This is a genomic window from Mesorhizobium sp. L103C105A0, assembly GCF_000502215.1.
Classification (GTDB): domain Bacteria; phylum Pseudomonadota; class Alphaproteobacteria; order Rhizobiales; family Rhizobiaceae; genus Mesorhizobium.
In genome coordinates, this window is sequence record NZ_AYXF01000003.1 from 344,567 (window position 1) to 365,244 (window position 20,678).

Genomic DNA, 20,678 nt, shown 5'->3' on the forward strand with positions numbered 1-20,678 from the left:
GTCTTTTGGTACAAAATGACCTGGCATCTCACACGGCTTCGCCGATCACGCCGGCATAGCCATTGGCTTCGAGATCGAGCGCCAGCGACTTGTCGCCGGACTTGATCACCTGGCCCTTGTAAAGCACATGCACGCTATCCGGCACGATGTGCTCGAGCAGGCGCTGGTAGTGGGTGATGACGATGATGGCACGGTCGGGCGAACGCAGCGCGTTGACGCCGTCCGAGACGATCTTCAGCGCATCGATGTCTAGGCCTGAATCGGTCTCGTCGAGCACGCAGAGCTTTGGCTCCAGCAGCTTCATCTGCAGGATCTCGGCCCGCTTCTTCTCGCCGCCGGAAAAGCCGACATTGAGCGGCCGCTTCAGCATCGCCATGTCCATGTTGAGCGAGGCTGCGGCCTCTTTCACCCGCTTCAAAAATTCCGGAATTTTTAGCGGCTCCTCGCCGCGCGCCTTGCGCTGCTCGTTCATCGCCACTTTCAGGAATTCCATGGTCGCGACACCAGGTATCTCCATCGGATACTGGAAGGCGAGGAAGATGCCCGCGGTGGCGCGCTCGGCCGGATCCATTTCGAGGATCGACTGGCCATTATAGAGGATATCGCCTTCGGTGACCTCATAGTCCTCGCGGCCGGCGAGGATATAGGACAGCGTCGATTTGCCCGAGCCGTTCGGGCCCATGATGGCGGCGACCTCGCCGTTTTTCACCGTCAGGTTCAGGCCGCGGATGATCTCGGTGCCGTCATCGACGATACGGGCATGCAGGTTCTTGATCTCAAGCATTGTTCTTTTCTCTGAAATAATCGTCGTAGGTGACTGTGTAATCGGTGTGCCGGCGCTGCAGGGTTTTGAACCGCCAGAAGGACAGGCCGAACCCCACCGCGAAAACCGCAAGGCCGACCAGCGGATGGACGAACGCCGCCAAAACGGCGCCTACCAGGGCCGAGGCTACTGCGGCCGCGGCGTATTTCATCGTGGCGATGTTGCCCTCGCGACGAACCGCCCACAGCCGCCGCCAGCGAACCGCAAACCAGATCTCGTCGCGAGACAGCGTCATGGTCATCTCTTCAGCCATCAACCAAGTGGCGCAGAAACGGCAGTATAATTGCCGAGACNGCCGAGACCAGCCCGGTCACGGCGCCCGCCGCCATCCGGCGCGGCGTCGACTGGATGGAGGGCGCGACAGCGCAGAGCGCGCCGCACACCAAAGCGTAAAAAACGATCGGAACCGTATCCATCATTTCAACTTCCTTTCAAACGTTCAGTTTCAATCCCATGCCTTGTGCACGGTCCTGAACGCTTGGCGGGTCGCTATCCTTCCAGTGTCCATCGCATTGCCTATCCGAGCGCCTACGCCCGGTTATTCTACATCTGCGTCAGGGCTTGCCAAAGTCCTCGCCAAAAGCCATCCGGCGAGTAGGCCGCGCCGAGCAGCACTATCCCTATCGCGCAAAACCAGAACGCAACGCCCAGGCCCGCTTCCCAGTTATCCACTCGATCCCGCAGATAGACATGTTTTTCCACGGATTCGCGTTTGCGCGCCCTTGTCACCCCACGCTACCCTCAAGGCTGATGCCGATAAGCTTCTGCGCTTCGACCGCGAACTCCATCGGCAGCTGCTGGATGACATCCTTGACGAAGCCGTTGACGATCAGCGCGATCGCCTCCTCTTCCGGGATGCCGCGCTGCATGACGTAGAACTTCTGGTCCTCGGAAATCTTTGACGTCGTCGCCTCATGCTCGAACTGCGCCGTCGAGTTCTTGGCTTCCATGTAGGGCACGGTGTGCGCGCCGCACTGGTCGCCGATCAGGAGACTATCGCAATTGGTGAAGTTGCGGGCGTTGGTCGCCTTGCGGTGCGCCGAGACCTGGCCGCGATAGGTGTTCTGCGAGAAGCCGGCGGCAATGCCCTTGGAGATGATGCGGCTCGACGTGTTCTTGCCGAGATGGATCATCTTGGTGCCGCTATCGACCTGCTGGTAGCCGTTCGACACAGCGATCGAATAGAACTCGCCGGAGGAATCGTCGCCGCGCAGGATGCAACTGGGATATTTCCAGGTGATCGCCGAACCGGTCTCGACCTGCGTCCACGAGATCTTCGAACGGTGGCCGCGGCAGTCGCCGCGCTTGGTGACGAAATTGTAGATGCCGCCCTTGCCCTCGGCATCGCCGGGGTACCAGTTCTGCACCGTCGAATATTTGATCTCGGCATCGTCGAGCGCCACCAGTTCGACGACGGCGGCATGCAGCTGGTTCTCGTCGCGCTGCGGCGCCGTGCAGCCTTCGAGATAGGAGACGTAAGCCCCCTCCTCGGCGATGATCAGCGTGCGCTCGAACTGGCCGGTGTTCTTCTCGTTCATGCGGAAATAGGTCGACAGCTCCATCGGGCAGCGCACGCCCTTGGGCACGAAGACGAACGAGCCGTCGGTGAAGACAGCCGAATTCAGCGTGGCGTAGAAATTGTCGGATGTCGGCACGACCGAGCCGAGATATTTCTGCACCAGCTCCGGATGCTCGCGGATGGCTTCCGAGATCGAGCAGAAGATGACGCCGGCCTGCGCCAGTTCCTTCTTGAACGTGGTGACGACGGAAACGGAATCAAACACCGCGTCGACCGCGACACGGCCCGATTTGTAGACGTTGTCGCTGGGCTCCTCGAGATCGGAGACGTCGGTTTTCTGCACGCCGGCGAGGATTTCTTGTTCCCGCAGCGGAATGCCGAGCTTCTCGTAGACCTTCAACAGCTCGGGATCGACGTCGCTCAGCGAGGTCGGGCCGGGCGTGCTCTTGGGCGCCGCGTAGTAATAGAGGTCCTGAAAGTCGATCTTCGGATAATGGACGCGCGCCCAGGTCGGCTCTTCCAGCGTCAGCCAGCGCCGATAGGCTTCCAGACGCCATTCCAGCATCCAGGACGGTTCATCCTTCTTGGCCGAGATGAAGCGAATAATGTCTTCGCTCAGGCCCTTGGGGGCCTTGTCCATCGCGATCTCTGTCTGGAATCCGTATTTGTACTGGTCGACGTCGATCTTTCGGACCCGATCGATCGTGTCCTGCACAGCAGGCATAAGCGTTCTCCATCCACGCCGGGGTCAAGGCCCGACAGTTTTCAAACTATGGCATCGCCGAGGGCTGCCCATGAGGCGCCGAAGGCGGCGTAAGTTTCATATAGTGCGTCTCGGCCGGGAATTCACCCGGCCACTTGCAAACGCACGGCTCTACCAGGCCGCGAGGCCTGAATTCTTTGTCGCCGCCTCAGGCGGCTTGTTCCCTGCCCGCCCGGCGCTGGGCAATACCGGCCAGCGCAGCACGGAACAGTTCGATATCCCCGGCACTCGTTGCGTGGCCGATGGACACGCGCAAAGCGCCCAGGCTGTCGCCGTAACCCATGGCTTTCAGCACATGGCTCGGCCCGACCTTGCCCGACGAACAGGCCGATCCCGCCGACAGCGCAACGCCGGCCAGATCGAACGCGATCTGCGCCGTCTCGGCCTTCACGCCGGGAATAGCGAAGAATGTCGTGTTGGCAAGCCTTGGCGCGCCGGATCCGAAGATTTCTGCGTCCGGCACCAGTGTTTTGATGATGGTTTCGACTTCGTCGCGGCGGTGCGCAAGCGTATCGACATGGTTCAGTCCGGCCAAAGCCTGCCGCGCCGCAGCGCCAAAGCCGGCGATGGCCGCCAAGTTTTCGGTGCCGCCGCGATGGCCCCTTTCCTGGCCGCCGCCATTGATCAGCGGCTTCGGCATCATCAGATCGGCTGCCGCAACGATGGCACCGACGCCCTTGGGGCCGCCGATCTTGTGCGAAGACAGAATCAAATAGTCGGCGTAAGCCGCTGACATGTCGATGGGAACGCGGCCCGCAGCCTGCACCGCGTCGACCACCAGAATGCCGCCCGCCGCCTTGACGATTGCAGCGATTGCCTCGATCGGCTGGATGACGCCGGTCTCGTTGTTGGCGGCATGGATCGCGACCAACGGCAGGCCTTCGGCCTTGTCATGCGCGGCCAGAGCGGCTGTCAGCTGAGCGAGGTCGGCAATGCCATCGGCGTCGACGCCGATCCGCGAAACCTGTGTTGCCGGGAAGCGGCCGCCGTTCAACAGGCAAGGGTGGTCGGCCTCGCAGACATAGAGCCGGCTCATGCGCACCGTGACACGGCCCATCCGCCAATCCGGCGTCAGCAGCGTTGATGCGGCTTCCGTCGCGCCCGAGGTGAAGACAACATGCTCGGCCTTGGCGCCGACAAGTGCTGCCACATCGCGCCGGGCAGTGTCGATCAGGCGCCGCGCCGCGCGCCCCTCGGCATGCACCGACGACGGATTGGCGACGAGATCGAGCGCGGCAATCATCGCCTCGCGCGCCTCGGTAATGAGCGGCGCGCTGGCATTGTAGTCGAGATAGGCGCGTGCTGCGGCCATTTTCACCCAATCGATCCCGTCAAGACCCTTTCCGCAAGGATAGCGCGTTATTTCCTTGAAATTGCAAGGCAAGACGTCCTATTTACGCGGCTTGCGGCGAGGATGGCCGGGCCGTCACGGCTGGCTATCCAGTTTTGAACAATTCTAAACTAGCTTCTAAGAAGACGCTTGCCCTGCGTCAAGGCCCGGAAGGGCTGGGGCTGGAGTAAGAATTGTTCCGGGCGCCGCGCATTCGTATGCCATTTGGAGTATTTCATGCCTGAGGTCATTTTCACCGGTCCGGCCGGCCGCCTGGAGGGCCGCTACCAGCCTTCCAAGGAGAAGAGCGCGCCGATTGCCATCGTGTTGCATCCGCATCCGCAATTCGGCGGCACGATGAACAACAAGATCGTCTATGACCTCTTCTACATGTTCCAGAAGCGCGATTTCACCACGCTTCGCTTCAACTTCCGCGGCATCGGCCGCAGCCAGGGCGAATTCGACCACGGCACCGGCGAATTGTCGGATGCCGCCGCAGCGCTCGACTGGGTGCAGTCGCTGCATCCGGATTCCAAGAGCTGCTGGGTGGCCGGTTATTCCTTCGGCTCCTGGATCGGCATGCAGCTTCTGATGCGCCGGCCCGAGATCGAGGGCTTCATCTCGATCGCGCCGCAGCCCAACACCTATGATTTCTCGTTCCTGGCGCCCTGCCCGTCATCGGGTCTGATCATCCATGGCGATGCCGACAAGGTGGCGCCGCCCAAGGATGTGCAGGGCCTGGTCGACAAGCTGCACACGCAAAAGGGCATCACCATCACGCAGAAGACCTTGCCAGGCGCCAACCACTTCTTCGCCAACGACGCCGATCTGCTGCTCGAGGAATGCGCCGACTATCTCGACCGACGGCTGGCCGGCGAATTGTCCGATCCGCGGCCGAAGCGGCTGCGCTAAGAGCAATTCCAGGAAAAGTGTAAACGGGTTTTCCGTCCGGAATTGCGTCAAAACAAAAACTCCCGGTCCGATGCCGTCACAGTCGTGCCCATCATGGGCGCGACAATGCCATTTCGGCTGATCCAAACGGTGAAGCCAGCCTGACATGTGGCGCGGCTCGGCTGAACGGTGCACAATGCCGGTTCAGCCAGCGCAAGAAGGCATGACCGATCATGNCCGATCATGTACCAGCCTCCCCATTTCCAGGAAACGCGGCCGGACGTCCTGCACGGGCTGATCCGGACGCATCCGCTGGGGTTGCTGATCTCCAACGGCGCCGATGGCCCGGTCGCCAATGCCATTCCCTTCCTGCTTGATGCCGAGGTTGGGCCGAATGGCCGGCTGCGCGCCCATCTGGCCAGGGCCAACCCGCAATGGCGTCAGCTGGCCGACAATCCGACATCGCCGGTGCTGGTCGTCTTCCAGGGCGCCGACGCCTACGTGACGCCGTCCTGGTACGAGACCAAGCGCGAGACCGGCAAGGTCGTGCCGACCTGGAACTACGCCATTGTCCAGGTGCGAGGAACGGTCAGAGTGATCGAGGATTCCGCCTGGATCGCACAGCAGATCACCGAGCTGACGCTGTCACAGGAAGGCGCCCGCGAGGCACCCTGGGCGGTGACCGATGCGCCGCCGACCTTCATCCAGTCGCAGATCAAGGGCATCATCGGGCTTGAGATCGAGATCGCCGAAATCAGCGGCAAGTGGAAAGTCAGCCAGAACCGGCCCGTCGCCGACCGCGTCGGTGTCGCCGAAGGGCTGGAGAAGGAAGCCGCCGGCGCGCCTGACATGGCTCGGCTGGTGCGGAGCTGGGGTGGCATCGACAGCTAGCTGGGGTGGTCTTAGATGGTTCCAAAGGCGTCAGCAATTCAGTTGCTTGCCGGCGCTGCTCCAATGCGGAAATTCGTCTGTCTCGGCGCATCGTTTTGGTTTGGTTTGCGAGCCCGACGGAATAGGCGGAACGTAGTTTTTGCCACCGGCAACCCCGACGCCGTGTAGCGGAAGATACATCCCAGCCGGCCAAGCACCATCGCGCAAACGATGGCAACAGCACAGCCAAGGCCGAAGCCGGCGACAGTGTCGCTCGGATAGTGCGCGCCGATAAAGATCCGGGTCGATGCGACCGACAAGGTTGCAGCCAGCAGCACCCATCTGCGCTGGGGCAACAACAGCAGTGCAATGCCGAAAATGACGCCCATGGTCGTGGCATGGCCGGACGGGAAGCTGGCAAAGCGCGCCTCCAAGGAAAAAGGATGCAGCGACAGATCGCCGAGCTTGTCGAAATTCATCGGCCTGGCTCTGCCCACGCCATATTTCAGCACGTTGACGACCATGGCCGAGAGTGCGATCGAACCCAGCACCATGAAAGCAAAGCAGGTCCAGTTGTAGAAGGTCATCCGCGCGCGCCGGGAAAGGCTGCGCCAATCCGTCAGATTCGCGGCAATCAGCACCAGTACCGACGGGACAAGATACCAGCCGCCTAGGCCGAAGAAGGTAAAAAACTCGGCGATGCGGAAGACATTGGTCGAGCCTAAAGCCCACTGCCTCGCCATGGTGCCCGCAAGATGGTCGAAACGGAGCGACACCGCGACCGTCAGTAAAAGCCAGGCCACGACCCAGACCGACCACAGGATTTTCGGGTAGCGCGCCGGGCGCGTCGCCAGGCGATGCCGTACAATCCCGAAAGTATCGCGGAAATTATCGACAGACTGCCGGAGCATGGCAGGCATAGCGGCACGCGCCGGTGATGGCGACTTCGTCAACATGCGGAGCTCGAAGCGATCATCGAAGAGATATCAGTTCGCCACACGGTACAGGCCGAGCGACAATTTATCACCTGACGAATAGTTGATGCCGTCGATTTCAGCGACGCGGCTGGCCTTCTTGCCTTGCCCTGCCAGCAGGTCATCCAGCCGTTTTTCATCGCCGACCGGCGCCAGGCCCAAAGCGCAGGCCGGATCGCCAAGCAGATGTTGCGCAACCCCATCGACATCGGTCAGTACCGTCTTTGTGCCCACCAGAAATACCAGGCTCGGTTCGTGATATTGCGCGGAGGCGAGCACGCTCATCTCACAGGGACGATCGGCGCGAACCGCAGCCTCGATTTCCCGGCTCATCCAAATCGGTTTCAGTGACGGCACGATGACACCGAACAGCAGGGCGTAGGTTATACCGGCGCAAACCGCAGCCCCGCCGATGCGGACCAGCGGCACCAGCATCTGGCGCGAAACAGCGAGGTAGCCGGCGCCCAATGCTGCCGCGGCGGCCGGAACGCTCCACCATGAAAATGTCTTCATGAGATAGATCGGCGCACCGACGCAAAGCACGGCGAGACCGACTGTCACCAGAACGGTGCCGAATGCGGTCGCCCACCACAGCCATGTCTGCCAGCGCCTGAGCGGCGCATTTGCCTCTTGCGGTGTCAGCGTCAAGAGCCAGCCGATGAGCAGGGCCATGCCGGGATAGGCCGGCAGCACATAATGCGGCAGTTTCGTCGGGATCAATTCGAAGACGAGCCAGAACGGAACGTACCAGGCGATGCAGAAACGCAGGCGCGGATCGTCGCGCAATCGGTTGAGCGCCTGCAGTCCGGCGCCGAGCGCCATAAGGCCGAACGGCCACATGAACAGGCAATAGGTCAGCACGTAGAAGCCCGGCGGAACGCCGTGCGACTCCTCGCCTTGCGCGACCTTGCCGAGCATATCCTTGCCGACGGCCTGCTGCAGGAAGGCGCCGTTGCTCTTCCAGGTGATGAGGGCGAGCCAGGGCAGCACGATCAACAGCACCAGAATCAGCCCACGCCCGGCTTTCAGCCTCGCCAGCCAGCGCCAGTCGCGCTCGAAGGCAACCAGCGTGAGCACCGTCAGCGCCGACAGCAGCGGTGCAATCGGCCCCTTGATGAGGATCGCCGCGCCCTGCGCAGCCCAGAAAATCCACGGCAGATGGCCGGCGACCGGCTCGTTGCGGCGCGATGCCAGATAAATCTGCGCCAGCGCGCCTTGCGCCAGAACGCAGCAGGCAAGCAGCATCGCGTCGGTCTTGGCGTCGCGGCCTTCGAAGGCGGTGGCGAAAATCGCCGCCATGACCAGGCCGGCGGCAAGACCGGCATTGGCGCCGAACAGATTGGCCCCGGTCCAGGCGATTGCGACGACGGCGATGGCGATGCCCAGCGCCGAGATCAGCCGGTAAATCCAGATCGGCGCCTGTGCCCCCTCGCCGCTCAGCGTCACCGCCGCCGATTGCAGCCAGTAGATGCCGATCGGCTTTTGGTAGCGCGACGCGTCCTGGAAGCGGATGTCGACATAGTCGCCGGTCTCCGTCATCTGCTTGGTCGCCTGGACGAAGCGCGGCTCGTCGCGGTCGAGCGGCGGCAAAGAGGCCAGTCCCGACGCCGTCATCACCAGGCTGAACAGGAAGAGAAAGATGTAGTTCCTGCTCATTTCGACACCGGACAGACTGGTCAACACCGGACAGACTGGATTTGGCGGGACTGGTGGCTCAGTCGACCTTGGTCATCGCCGCCTTGCGCTCATTGGCGATGAGCCATAAATTTCTGACATAGATCACCATGCCCATGGCCTGGCCGGCGATGAACACCGGATCCTCACGCTGGATGGCGTAGACCAGCAGCAGCCCGCCGCCGAACAGCGAGAAGAACCAGAAAGCGATCGGCACGACGCTGCGCTTGGCCTTTTCCGAAGCGATCCACTGCACCAGGAAGCGCATGGTGAAGAAGAACTGGGCAACGAAGCCGAGCAGAACCCAAGCGTCGAACTGCTTGACGAAAACCTGGTGCAGCCAGGTCGCCAATTCCTGAAACACGTTAGCCATGCGTGATTTCCTCTACCTTTGGCATTCTGCGGCGCCGGCGCCGAAGCCACCAGACGCCGGCGAGATCGAGCGCGCCCTGCAGGCCGCGATCGAAGATGCCGTAATTCGACTTGCCGTGGCGGCGGGAGCGGTCGACGACGTCGCAATGGACGACGCGGTAGCCTTCCTGGATGACCAGCGCCGGAACGAAACGATGCGTGCCGTCGAAAAACGGCAGTTTGCGCAAAATATCGGTGTGGATGGCCTTCAGGCCGCAACCGGTGTCGCGGGTGTCGTCATGCAGGATCGCGCCGCGCAGCCAGTTGGCGAAACGCGATGCCAATTGCTTGATCTTGCTGTCGCGGCGCTTCAACCGCTGCCCCTGCGCGGCGCCGAAATCGAGCCCTGCCCGACGCAGCGCATCGACCAGCACGGGGATATATTGCGGGTCGTTCTGGCCGTCGCCGTCGATGGTGGCGATTATCGAGCCGCGCGCCGCCCAGGCGCCCGAGCGCACCGAAAGCGACTGGCCGGCGGATTTTTCGTGCCGAAGCTGCCGAAGCGGAAACGGACGTGTGGCGGCTTCAGCGGCAAGCACCGAAGCGGTGTCGTCAGTCGAACCGTCATTGACAACGATGATTTCGAAGTCGCGCCCGGTCATCGCCGCCTCGATCTCGTCGATCAGCAGCGGCAGGTTCGCCGCCTCGTTGCGGCAGGGAATGACGATGGATATCAATGCGTCCGGCATATCGCGTCGGGCTCTGTCACAAGATATGGCATTCGGTGGATGCCGTGCGGTGCCGTTCCAGCGGATCGAACCCGTTGGCGCGGCGCCTCATTACGCCAGCCGACAGGATGAAGCAAGCATGCGCGGCAGTGCAGAATAGGCTGTCCATGCCGGCGCAAAATCGGAAACCACTTTTGCTTGACGCGCTTGGATGCTAAACGCCCGCGTTCAGGCCATGCCGGGCCGTTCGGACCCGGCGCTTTCAGGAAGAAACAATGCCCGCCTTCAAGTCCGATTTCCTGCGCGTCATGAGCGAGCGCGGCTTCATCCACCAGATTTCGGATGAGACCGGGCTGGATCAACTTTTCGCGAAGGAAACCGTGACCGCCTATGTCGGCTACGACGCCACGGCGACCAGCCTGCACATCGGCAATCTGATATCGGCGACCATGCTCTACTGGATGCAGGAGACCGGCCACCGGCCGATCGCACTGATGGGCGGCGGCACCTCGATGATCGGCGACCCGTCCTTCCGTGACGACCAGCGCAGCCTTTTGACGCCCGAGGCGATCGCCACCAACATCGAAGGCATCAAGCGAATTTTTGGCCGCATCCTGCGCTTCGGCGACACTGGCAATGACGCCATCATGGTCAACAATGCCGACTGGCTGATGAAGCTCAACTATGTCGAGTTCCTGCGCGATGTCGGCCGCCACTTTTCGGTCAACCGGATGCTGACCTTCGACAGCGTCAGGCTGCGGCTCGAGCGCGAACAGTCGCTGTCCTTCCTCGAATTCAACTACATGATCCTGCAAGGCTATGATTTCGTCGAGCTCAGCCGCCGCCACGACTGCCGGCTGCAGATGGGCGGTTCGGACCAGTGGGGCAACATCATCAACGGCGTCGATCTCGGCCACCGCATGGGCACGCCGCAGCTTTATGCGCTGACCACGCCGCTGCTGACGACATCGTCGGGCGCCAAGATGGGCAAATCGGCCAAGGGCGCGGTGTGGCTGAACGGCGACCTCTTCTCGCCCTATGATTTCTGGCAGTACTGGCGCAACACCGAGGATGCCGACGTCGAGCGCTTCCTGAAGATCTTCACCCGGCTGCCGCTGTCGGAGATCGCGCGGCTGGCCGCCCTTGGCGGCTCGGAGATCAACGAGGCCAAGAAGGTGCTGGCCACCGAAACCACGGCCATCGTGCACGGCCGCGAGGCGGCGCTCGCGGCCGAGGAAACTGCGCGCAAGACATTCGAGGAAGGCGTGACGGCCGAAACGCTGCCGACCGTGGAAGTGGACGACGCCGCGCTGGAAGCCGGCATCGGCATCCTGTCGCTGCTGGTCAGCGCGGGCCTTGCCGGGTCAAACGGCGAGGCAAGGCGTCACATACAGGGTGGCGCCGTGCGCCTCAACGACCAGCCGGTGGCGGACGACCGGCGGATGGTGACGCCTCAGGATTTGAGTCCGGAAAACGTCGCAAAGCTTTCAGTGGGCAAGAAAAAACACGTTCTGGTGCGGCCGGTCTGACCCGTCTTCTGGGATCCTCAGCGATATTCGAAGATCGAGCGGAAAATGCCCGGCGCGATTACCGATAGCGGGTTGATGTCCAGCACCGGCTTGTTGGCGTTGCCCTTAAGCCGGTAGGTGACGCCGATCAGCCCGCGGTCGCGGCCATTGCCGAGCAGCGCGCCGACCAGCGGCAGTTCGCCAAAGATGCGGTTGAGGCCATAGGCCGGCATGAAGGTTCCGGTCATGTCCATATTGTTGTTCTGGTCGTAGAGCGTGCCTTGGAAGGTGGTGCCGATGCGCGGGCCGCGCAGCACGCCATTCGCCAATTTCAAATAGCCCGACCCCTTGTCGATCTCGGTAAAGCCGCGCTCGAACTTTACCCGCGAAGTGTCGATCTTGCCCTTGACCGCTTCGTTCAGGCTGCGGCTGTCGCCGGTTGGCGTGGTCGAGACGATCGAGGCGAGCTTCGGTTCATTGACGATGAAGAAGTTGCTCGAATCGACCTGTCCACGCATCGGGCCGTCGGCTGCGCCGCTGAGCGCCAGCGTGATCGATCCGCCTTCCATATGCTCGTAGATGTTGAGGAAGCGCAATATGGCGCCTGCGTCGGCCGACTTCATGGTGAGCGCGCGAGCACCATTGCCTGCCGTATTGCTGATGGTGATGGCGGCGCCGGAACTTGCCGCGGCGCTGACCTTGAGCCTGTTCACCTTGGAGCCGGCGGCACTGTAGTCGAGCTTCAAATTGGACAGGACCTCGTCATGGAACCCGGTTAGCGAATTGACGTCGGCGCTGACCGAAACCGCGTCCGTGCCGGTGGTTTTGGTGGCGGTATCGACATCGGAGGTGAACTGCTTGATCAGCGAGCGGGCATCGAGCGCGTTGCCGCTGACATCGACTGCGAAGCCCTTGCCCGACCGCTTCACCGTCACGGCGACATCGTCGCCCCGGTTCAAGGCGACCTTGCTGAAGCGGGCCGAAGACAGCGCGCCCTTGACCAGGACGACATCGCCTTCGACCGAAAAGCTCTTTCCGTCGAGGTCGAAGTCGGACAGCGTCGTGGTATCGCCGGACTTGCTCATGGTAAAAGTGGCATTGGCGGGAATGCCCGGCCCCTTGCTCCAGCCTGCCCAGGGAATGTCCAGCCTGGCGCTCGTCAGGTCGACGTCGACGTTCTGGCTGCCGCCTTCGCCGCTCTTGTCGATTGCCACCTTGATGGTGCCGGAAATCAGCGGCGACAGGCCAGGCATGGCCATGGCGCGCGTCTTTTCGTCGAGCACAAGCGCCACCTTGCGGCTGCGCGGCGGCCCGCCATCCCTGAGCGGCTCGACCAGATCGAGCTCGGCTGGAATGCCGTTCAGCCGCGCCTTGGCAGAGATCACCGCCTTGTCGGGCCCGACTTCGATCGAGCCGTCGGCATCGGTCACCATCTGGCCTTCGAACGGCTTGGCGAGCGACAGGTCCTTGTAGTCGAGCGATACCAGCCAATCGAGCTTCGACGTTTCGACGCCGGATTGCAACGGAATGTCGGCCTTGACGTGGCCGGTCACCGTGCCCGACAGGTCGTCCGGCAAGATGCCGACATGGCGCATGGCGTTGATCGGTTCGTAGGAGGCAAGTTCGGCGATGGCCGGCGCCTCACCGGCGACGTCGATGTCGAGCGCGCCGATCACCGGCGGGTGGTTTGCCGCCTTTACCGACAGTGTGCCATTGCTTGCCGCCACGGTGCGGCCGCTCGGCATATAGACGCTGCCCGAGGACAGCGCGACGTCGACATCGTTGCCGTGGAAGGAAACGACGCCGACGGCATCGCGTATCGGCGGGATGCGGCCGGCGGTGTCGAAACGCGAGCCCTCGACCTGGAAGCGGCCGAACACCTCGTCGGCCGAAAGCGGCACGCCGTTGCCGAGACGCCCCGGCACGACCTGGAACTGCAGGCTGGCATCGACGACGCGGCCGCCAAACAGGTTCTGCAGCACCCACAGCCGCGCGTTCTTGGCCGAGAACCAGGGCCACAATTGCTTGACGTGCGAGACCGCCATGTCGTGGACGTTGAGCGACACCGAGATACCCGGCGGTCCGTTGTCGATGAAGGAAACCGCAGCGGTTCCCAGCACTTCGCTCCCCGATCCCGACCTGATGCCGATCTGGTCGGCGACAAGCTTGCGGCTCTTGACCTGATAGACGCCGGCGATGCGGGCGAAGAAATTCAGCGCCGGCTCGGGCGATTCCGAAGGCGCCAGCGTCGAGCCGTCGCTGGTCAGGTCGTAACGATAGGAAGGCTCCTCGCCGGCCGCGCCGGTCGACGGCTTTGGCCCGATCGAGCCGGCGAAATTGAACGCCGAGCGCCCGGTCTTTAGAACCAGCCTGCCGACATCGATCTTGTTGGAGCCGGAGACAAGGGCGGCGTCGACATCGACATCGGCCGGCAACAGCCCGCGTGTGCCGAGGTCCAGCACCGAGCCGGTTAGCGACAGCGAGCCCGTCAGCCGCGAATCGGTCTCGCCCGAGCCTTCGGATCCGGTGAGCTTCAAAGCCATCGCGCCGGTTCGCCCGCCGGCCGCCGGCGTTGTCTCCGCGACATCCGCCATGTCGATGGCGGCGTTCAAGGCGGTGACGCGCATCGAGCTCGTATCGCGGGTGGCGGTGGCCGTGACGGTGAGCGCGCGGCCATCGACATTCGCCTCGGACGAGAACTCCATGCTGCCGGGGCCCGACTGCAGCACCGTCGCGTTGGCGATCATGACCAGCTTGACCGATCCGGCCTCGGGCAGCTCGAACGCGACATTTCTAAGATCGATGCGGCGCATCGAATCCTCGCGCACGGCATCGAGTGCACGATTGACGTCACTGAAGACGGCGGCGGCCAGTTTTTCCGGATCGATGAGACCGTCTTGATTGCGCAGGCGCGCTGTCCAGTCACCACCCGACGGCATTGCCGCGGTGACGATATGGGCGTCGGAAATCCTGGCGCTGGTCAGCCGAACCTCGCCCGAAAGCAGCGGGATCAGCCGGATGCCGAAGCGGACGCGCCCGGCATCGGCCATCGGCTTGCCGTCGGCCGTCTCGACGCTGACATCCTTGACCTGCAGCGCAATGAAGCTCGATCCGTCAAGTGTCAGGCTGGCAGGACCAACGGCGACTTTGACGTCGAAACCGGCCAGTTTCTCGATCGCCGTTTCGGCTTCCAACCGCAGCCGTTCGTTGCCGATGCCGGTGGCGCCGATGACGTAGACGGCGGCCGCTGCCAGCAGCACAAGGGCTCCAATGCCGGCAAACAGCCGGGCAAGGATGCGAAAGCCGCGGCCGATCCGTGCCTTGCCGAGCGGCGGCACGCGGCAAGCGGACGGGAAAGCCCCCAGGTCGGTGATCTCGTCACGCCTGAACCGGATTTTCTCGTGCTGCGGTTCTTCCTGATCCACGCAATTTTCCGTTGTGCGAATTCGATCGTGGACGAATCCCCGCCCGACACTATAACGACGCAGGCTAGAGCATGATGCGGAAAAGTGTGAGGCGGTTTTCTCGGACAAACGGTTTCCGTTTGTCCAGACATCATGCTCTATCTCTTTGATTTAGGGCCGCGTAACCTCAAACAAGGGCATCGATATGGCTGATCTCGACGTTGGCGACGTTGCGCCGCAATTCGATCTTCCGCGCGACGGCGGCGGCTCACTCAGCCTTGCCTCTATGCGGGGGAAGCCCGTTGTACTTTATTTCTATCCGCAGGACGACACCACAAGTTGTACCAATGAGGCGATCAGCTTTTCGCAGCTGAAGCCGGAGTTCGGAAAGGCCGGCGCCGTGGTGGTCGGCCTGTCGCCGGACAGCGTGAAGAAGCACGACAAGTTCAAAACCAAATACGATCTCACCGTCGACTTGGTTGCCGACGAGGAGCGCAAGGTGATCGAGGCCTACAATCTGTGGGTCGAGAAGACGATGTATGGCCGCAACTATATGGGCGTCGAGCGGGCGACGTTCCTGATCGGCAAGGACGGGCGGATCGCCGGGATCTGGCGCAAGGTCCGGGTGGAAGGCCATGCCGAAGCAGTGCTGGAGGCGGTCCGCGCGCTCTGAGGCGCCACCGATCTGGCCAACGCCGCGCAGTGCATTGGGGCATAAGACAAATATGCGGTTGGCTGACACCGTTGGTCACTAGCGCGCCCGCGACGGCAAAACTTTGTTAACCCTAATAATGTGTAATCGGGCTTCGTTGGTGTCGTAACGAAAGCTTGGTCCCGTGAACCTAACCGGTCAGTCAGCGGTCTTCGGCAGGCGCAAGGAGCCGCATACGGTCATCATTGCGCGGGGCAATGAAATACGGCATTTCACCATCCGGCCGTGGCTCGTCGCCTTTCTCGGCTCGGCACTGGCGGCGATCGCCATCGGCTATCTCTTGGCGACCTCCTATCTCGTACTGCGCGACGATCTGATCGGCGCCACCACGGCCCGGCAGGCGCGCATGCAGCAGGCCTATGAAGATCGCATTTCCGCATTGCGCGCGCAGGTCGACCGCATCACCAGCCGCCAGCTTCTCGACCAGAAACTGATGGAGACCAAGGTCAGCGAATTGATCGAGCGGCAGAGCCAGCTCAGCCAGCGCCATGGCCGCCTCGGCCCGATCCTCGAACGGGCGGAAAACGAGGTCGGCACGCCGGCCGCCGCGGATGTGGCGGCAAAACTCGACGAGCATGCCGAACTGACTGGCGGCGAGCCACTCGCCTATTCGGTCGCCAGCCTCGGTTCGGGCGACACCAGGCCATTCTCGCTGTGGTCGACACGCTCCGACCCGCTGCCCAGCGAAACGGCTGCGGACCGTGCCGACAAATTGTTCGTCTCGATCAATGATTCACTGAAGGCTATCGAAAGCCAGCAACTCATCCGCATCGAAACCCTGGCCGACAACGCCTACAAGAACGCCGATGCCATCACCCAGGCGCTGGAAGCGGCCGGTCTGCCGGTCGACAGTGATTTCGGCAAAAACGAAAGCGATGTCGGCGGACCGCTGATCCCGCTTGACAGCTCGATGATGTTCGACAGCAAGGTCAAGGAACTGGACGAGGCGCTGGATACGCTCGACCAGTTGAAGAAAGAGGCGCGGCGGCTGCCGCTCGCCAACCCGGCGCCGGGCCACTCCGTCACCAGCCCGTTCGGCGTGCGCACTGACCCCATCCTCGGCACCGCTGCCCTGCACTCGGGCATGGATTTCCGCGCGCCGGTCGGCATGGCAGCCAAGGTCACGGCGGCCGGAATCGTTACCAAGGCCGGCTGGAACGGCGGCTATGGCCGCATGGTCGAGGTCGATCACGGCAACGGCTTTGCCACGCGCTACGGCCATCTGAGCGAGATCGACGTTGCCGTCGGCCAAAAACTCGCAGCCGGCGACATCATTGGCAAAACCGGCAGCAGCGGCCGTTCGACCGGCCCGCACCTGCACTACGAAGTCCGCCACAATGGCGAGGCCATCGACCCGCTGCGCTTCCTGACCGTCGGCAAGAAGGTCGAGCAGTATCTGTAGGGTCAAGCCAGGCGGCTGGTTGCACGCCCCCGCCTCCTTCACCCGTTGTACCATCCTGTTGTTTGGCAATCCGACATCGCGTGCTCCGGCGTCACGTTCTGGAGCCTGCGGCTGCCGCGCGCTTTGCCGATGCTGTTCTCATCGCTGAGGATTGCCTCGGCCACCGCCGTGATCGGCGCCATTGTCGGCGAATGGATCGGCTCCGACCAAGGACTTGGCGCGCTGATCGTCCAGGCGTCCTTCAACTACCAGTCGGACCGCCTCTACGCGGCGATCGTGCTGTCATCGGGCCTGTCGATCGTCCTGTTTTGTCTTGTGGTGCTGATCGAGCGCCGGACGATCCAATATTGAGCAGATGCGTCAGGCGGGTCGCGGTGGCGTCCGTCGTGGCTGACCGGTCAGGATTTGACATGGATGTCTCGCGGGAATTTGGTCAGCGTCTCATGGCCGGTCTCGGTCACCAGAATGGTCTCGCTGATCTCGATGCCCCAGCCATCCATCCACATGCCAAGAATGGAGTGCAGGACGTTGCCGGGTTGCAGCGCGGTCTTGTCGCCGGGCCGCAGGCTGATCGTGTGCTCGCCCCAATCCGGGGGATAAGCGACGCCGATGGAGTAGCCGATGCGCGATTCCTTCTTCAGCCCGTAGCGCTGGATAACCTTGCGCCATGCGGCCTCGACCGCTTCGGCTGTGGTCCCCGGCCTGACCGCGTCGAGCACCGCATCCATGCCTTCGATCACCGCCTTTGCGGTGTCGGCGACACGGGCCGGCGTCTTGCCGAGCTGCATCGTTCGGGCGAGGCCTGCGGCATAGCGGCGGCAGACACCGGCAAGTTCGAGCGCAATCGTTTCGTCCTTGCCGAAGCGCCGATCGCTCCACATGATGTGCGGAGCCGATGCATTCTCGCCGCCGAGGATGGTCGGCGGCAGTGCCGTGATGTCGCCGGCGAAGTCTGGACTGCCGGCAATCTGCGCCGCCTGGATCGCGGCAATCGCATCGCATTCGCGCACGCCTGGCGCGATGACTTCGAAGGCCCGCGAAACCGCCGATTCGGCAAGTGTCGACGCCTTGCGCAGATAAGCAATTTCGGGCGCGGATTTGACGGCGCGGATCCAGTTCACCAGCAGATCGGCGTCGTGCCATTTCGCATTGGGCAGGCCAGCGACCAGCCGGGCATGCGCCTTCGGCGAGAAATAATAGGCTTCGAGCTCGATGCCGATATGTCTCGCGCCCCAGCCCTTGGCGACGATGCAGGCCGCTATCCAGTCCATCGGATGGCGATCGGCGCGCTGCACGTGGTCCTCGGGGAAGCCGACCACATTCTCCGGCTTCATCCAGGCCGTCAGCAAGCCGCCTGCCGCATCCATGGCGCGGCCGATCCAGACCGGCTCGGCCTCGTTTTCGATCGGGACAAGCACGACCTGCGGCGTGTAGAACGACCAGCCGTCATAGCCGGTGATGTAATGCTGGTTGGCGACATCGTTGACGACCAGCAGTTCCAGCCCACGCGCCGCCATCTCGGCGCGGATCTTCTTGAGCCGCCGCTGGTACTCATCGCGCGCAAAAGGCAATTCGATCATCGGTTTTCCTGCTGGATCACTGGTCGGGCGAGCCCCGCGCCCGCCTGACGTCATTCACCATTGCGGTGGTTTCAGCCCGGCTGCAATCGGCCAGCGCGGCGCATGGGACAGGTCCTGCACCGCGTCTGGGAACCATTCCGAATTATTTTTGAATTCCATTTGACTGAATAAATTGCCTGTGCAAGTCTTAGCCTTCCTAAAGGGCGCGGGACATGGCACTGCGGGGAACCAATCAGGAGTTCGGGCGGCCTTACAACCGGCGCATCGTGCTGGAGTCCATCCGCCTTCACGGTCCGATAGCTCGCGGCGACATTGCCGGCCGCGTTGGCCTCACCGTCCAGACCGTATCGACCATCGTTCGCGAACTCGAAGAGCATGGCTATGTGCTGTCGCTGCGCGAAGAGCCGCGCGGACGCGGGTTGCCGCCGGCGACGCTCAGGATCAACCCCGAGGGCGGCTATGCCGTCGGCGTCCACCTCACCCCGCTGGGGATCGACGCGGCGCTCATCAATCTCAGCGGCGATGTCATCGAGAGCATGCATCGCGAGGCGCCGCATGCGACGCCCGACCATGCCTTCGAGCTGATCGGCGCGATGGTGCCCGAGTTGACCGCGCTGCGGCCCGGCGGACGCGTGCTCGGCATCGGCATGGCGCTGCCTGGACCGTTCGGCGTGGAGTCGATGAGCTTCGTCGGCCCGACGACCATGGCCGGCTGGAAGGATGTCGCGCTGCCGGAACGGCTGGCGGCGTCGACCGGGCTGCCGGCCTTCTTCGAGACCGACATGGCGGCGGCGGCCATGGGCGAACGGCTTTACGGTCTCGGCTCCGGTTATTCCGAATACTACTACCTCTATTTCGGCGTCGGCCTCGGCGGCGTCATCGTCCATGACGGCGCGGTGATGCGCGGCGCCTGGGGCAATGCCGGCGAAATCGGACACATCCCTGCCGTTCCCGGCGGCGAACCTTGTCCATGCGGCAACAGCGGCTGCCTCGAACGGTATCTCTCGCTCGAAGCACGTCGCCGCCGCAACGTCAGCGACGCCGCCTGGGTGGCCGAGATCGCGCCGATCTTCCGCAACGCCATCGTCACCATCGAGAATGTGTTCGACCCCGAAACCGTCATCCTCGGCGGGCTTGCGCCCACCGAGCTGCTGGAAAAGCTGGTCGGCGCGGCGGGACAGCTTCCCAATTCGGTCTCGGCGCGGCGCGACCGCAAGACACCGCGCGTGACCGTGGCGACCGGCGGCAAGCATTCGGTGCTGCGGGGCGCTGCTGCATTGGCCGTTTCGGGCGTGCTGTCGCCGCGCTTCGGCCAGATGTTCATTGCCGAGCGCGAGCGCCGGTCAGACCTCATGCACAGCAAGGGAGTGGCGGCATGACCGAACCGCTGCTGGTACTCGAAAACGTCACCAAGAATTACGGCGCCATTCATGCGCTGAGGGGCATCAGCTTCTCGATCGGCAAGGGCGAAGTCGTGGCGCTGCTCGGCGACAACGGCGCCGGCAAGTCGACACTGGTCAAGATCATCGCCGGCGGCCTCGAGCCGAGCTCCGGCCGCATGCTGTTCGAGGGCAAGGAATTCCTGGCGAAAACGCCGGCCGAGGCCAAGGCTGCCGGCATCGAGACCGTCTACCAGGACCTGTCGCTCTGCACCAATGTCGACGTCGTCGCCAATTTCTTCATGGGCCGCGAAATCACCCGCAAGGTTCTCGGTGTCCCCATCCTCGACGAGCGCGCCATGGAGGCCGTGGTCGGCAAGGCGCTGGCAAGTGCCGGCACCCGCATCCCGTCGCTGCGCACCAATGTCGAGCATCTCTCGGGCGGCCAACGCCAGGCCATCGAGCTCAACCGCTTCGTGCACTGGGGCGGCAAGCTGGTGCTGCTTGACGAGCCGTTCGCGGCACTCGGCGTCGAGCAGACCAGGCGCGGTCTCGAGATGATCCGCCAGGTGGCCAACCAGGGCATCGGCGTCGTCATCATCACCCACATCATGCAACAGGCTTTCCAGGTCGCCGACCGGATCGTGGTGATCCGGCAAGGCGTCGTGGCCGGCGATGTCGCACGCAACAAAACAAGTCCCGATGCGGTGATCAACATGATCACCGGTGAGACGCTTGCCGGTGCCGGACCGGCAGGTTGAGGGACAAAA

17 protein-coding genes and 1 pseudogene are annotated in these 20,678 nt (G+C 63.0%); 8 read left to right on the plus strand and 10 right to left on the minus strand.

Translation table 11 applies throughout. The features are described 5' to 3' along the window. Positions 1-28 precede the first annotated feature (28 nt). From sufC to X727_RS152445, 4 genes are all read right to left on the minus strand, one after another. The gene (gene sufC, locus X727_RS152460; protein ID WP_023834179.1) at positions 29-784 is read right to left on the minus strand and encodes a Fe-S cluster assembly ATPase SufC; all 756 of its coding nucleotides are present in this window, start codon (positions 782-784) and stop codon (positions 29-31) included. Continuing rightward, positions 777-1,064 (minus strand): hypothetical protein, encoded by a 288-nt coding sequence (locus X727_RS152455; protein WP_155923560.1) that lies wholly within the window; start codon positions 1,062-1,064, stop codon positions 777-779. The genes sufC and X727_RS152455 overlap by 8 nt, the downstream gene beginning before the upstream one ends. Before the next feature lie 484 nt (positions 1,065-1,548). Beyond that, complete coding sequence (gene sufB / locus X727_RS152450; RefSeq protein WP_023706434.1) at positions 1,549-3,066, minus strand: Fe-S cluster assembly protein SufB; 1,518 nt, start codon at positions 3,064-3,066, stop codon at positions 1,549-1,551. Positions 3,067-3,253: 187 nt separating this feature from the next. Next, on the minus strand, positions 3,254-4,417 hold the full coding sequence (locus X727_RS152445) for a cysteine desulfurase family protein (RefSeq protein ID WP_023745964.1): 1,164 nt from the start codon (positions 4,415-4,417) through the stop codon (positions 3,254-3,256). Between the two features lie 255 nt (positions 4,418-4,672). Between X727_RS152445 and X727_RS152440 the strand changes: the two genes are divergently transcribed. Both X727_RS152440 and X727_RS152435 read left to right on the plus strand, forming a co-directional pair. After that, positions 4,673-5,347 (plus strand): alpha/beta hydrolase, encoded by a 675-nt coding sequence (locus X727_RS152440; RefSeq protein ID WP_023669128.1) that lies wholly within the window; start codon positions 4,673-4,675, stop codon positions 5,345-5,347. A gap of 222 nt (positions 5,348-5,569) precedes the next feature. Further along, positions 5,570-6,217, plus strand: a complete 648-nt coding sequence (locus X727_RS152435) for an FMN-binding negative transcriptional regulator (protein WP_023697554.1) — start codon at positions 5,570-5,572, stop codon at positions 6,215-6,217. Positions 6,218-6,255: 38 nt separating this feature from the next. Here X727_RS152435 and X727_RS152430 read toward each other — a convergent pair whose 3' ends face one another. The 4 genes from X727_RS152430 to X727_RS152415 are packed head-to-tail and all read right to left on the minus strand — an operon-like array spanning position 6,256 to position 9,944. Beyond that, positions 6,256-7,152: a phosphatase PAP2 family protein gene (locus X727_RS152430; RefSeq protein ID WP_023734517.1), complete on the minus strand. Its 897-nt coding sequence runs from the start codon at positions 7,150-7,152 to the stop codon at positions 6,256-6,258. A 30-nt stretch (positions 7,153-7,182) separates the two neighbouring features. Further along, positions 7,183-8,826, minus strand: coding sequence for a glycosyltransferase family 39 protein (locus tag X727_RS152425; RefSeq protein ID WP_023834182.1), 1,644 nt, complete (start codon positions 8,824-8,826; stop codon positions 7,183-7,185). Positions 8,827-8,884: 58 nt separating this feature from the next. Continuing rightward, complete coding sequence (locus X727_RS152420) at positions 8,885-9,217, minus strand: lipid-A-disaccharide synthase N-terminal domain-containing protein (protein ID WP_023669132.1); 333 nt, start codon at positions 9,215-9,217, stop codon at positions 8,885-8,887. Next, positions 9,210-9,944 carry a glycosyltransferase family 2 protein gene (locus tag X727_RS152415; protein WP_023834183.1) on the minus strand — a complete coding sequence of 245 codons (735 nt, stop codon included), beginning with the start codon at positions 9,942-9,944 and terminating at the stop codon, positions 9,210-9,212. Before X727_RS152415 ends, X727_RS152420 begins: the two co-directional genes overlap by 8 nt. A gap of 254 nt (positions 9,945-10,198) precedes the next feature. On the opposite strand from X727_RS152415, the gene tyrS reads away from it, so the two are divergent. Next, on the plus strand, positions 10,199-11,452 hold the full coding sequence (gene tyrS, locus X727_RS152410) for a tyrosine--tRNA ligase (RefSeq protein ID WP_023834184.1): 1,254 nt from the start codon (positions 10,199-10,201) through the stop codon (positions 11,450-11,452). Between the two features lie 17 nt (positions 11,453-11,469). Here tyrS and X727_RS152405 read toward each other — a convergent pair whose 3' ends face one another. Beyond that, positions 11,470-14,856: a DUF3971 domain-containing protein gene (locus X727_RS152405; RefSeq protein ID WP_023834185.1), complete on the minus strand. Its 3,387-nt coding sequence runs from the start codon at positions 14,854-14,856 to the stop codon at positions 11,470-11,472. A 184-nt stretch (positions 14,857-15,040) separates the two neighbouring features. On the opposite strand from X727_RS152405, the gene X727_RS152400 reads away from it, so the two are divergent. From X727_RS152400 to X727_RS152390, 3 genes and pseudogenes are all read left to right on the plus strand, one after another. After that, positions 15,041-15,508, plus strand: a complete 468-nt coding sequence (locus tag X727_RS152400) for a peroxiredoxin (RefSeq protein WP_023834186.1) — start codon at positions 15,041-15,043, stop codon at positions 15,506-15,508. 163 nt (positions 15,509-15,671) lie between these two features. Further along, complete coding sequence (locus tag X727_RS152395) at positions 15,672-16,949, plus strand: M23 family metallopeptidase (RefSeq protein ID WP_023834187.1); 1,278 nt, start codon at positions 15,672-15,674, stop codon at positions 16,947-16,949. Positions 16,950-17,024: 75 nt separating this feature from the next. After that, positions 17,025-17,300, plus strand: a pseudogene (locus tag X727_RS152390) (ABC transporter permease subunit); the annotation flags it as partial. Positions 17,301-17,347: 47 nt separating this feature from the next. Here X727_RS152390 and X727_RS152385 read toward each other — a convergent pair. Beyond that, positions 17,348-18,529: a M24 family metallopeptidase gene (locus tag X727_RS152385; protein WP_023697546.1), complete on the minus strand. Its 1,182-nt coding sequence runs from the start codon at positions 18,527-18,529 to the stop codon at positions 17,348-17,350. A 212-nt stretch (positions 18,530-18,741) separates the two neighbouring features. Here X727_RS152385 and X727_RS152380 point away from each other — a divergent pair, with 212 nt between their 5' ends. Continuing rightward, positions 18,742-19,908, plus strand: a complete 1,167-nt coding sequence (locus tag X727_RS152380) for an ROK family transcriptional regulator (protein ID WP_023834188.1) — start codon at positions 18,742-18,744, stop codon at positions 19,906-19,908. After that, a complete protein-coding gene (locus X727_RS152375; protein ID WP_023669142.1) occupies positions 19,905-20,669 on the plus strand; it encodes an ATP-binding cassette domain-containing protein in 765 nt (254 codons plus the stop codon). Before X727_RS152380 ends, X727_RS152375 begins: the two co-directional genes overlap by 4 nt. Positions 20,670-20,678: the final 9 nt, after the last annotated feature.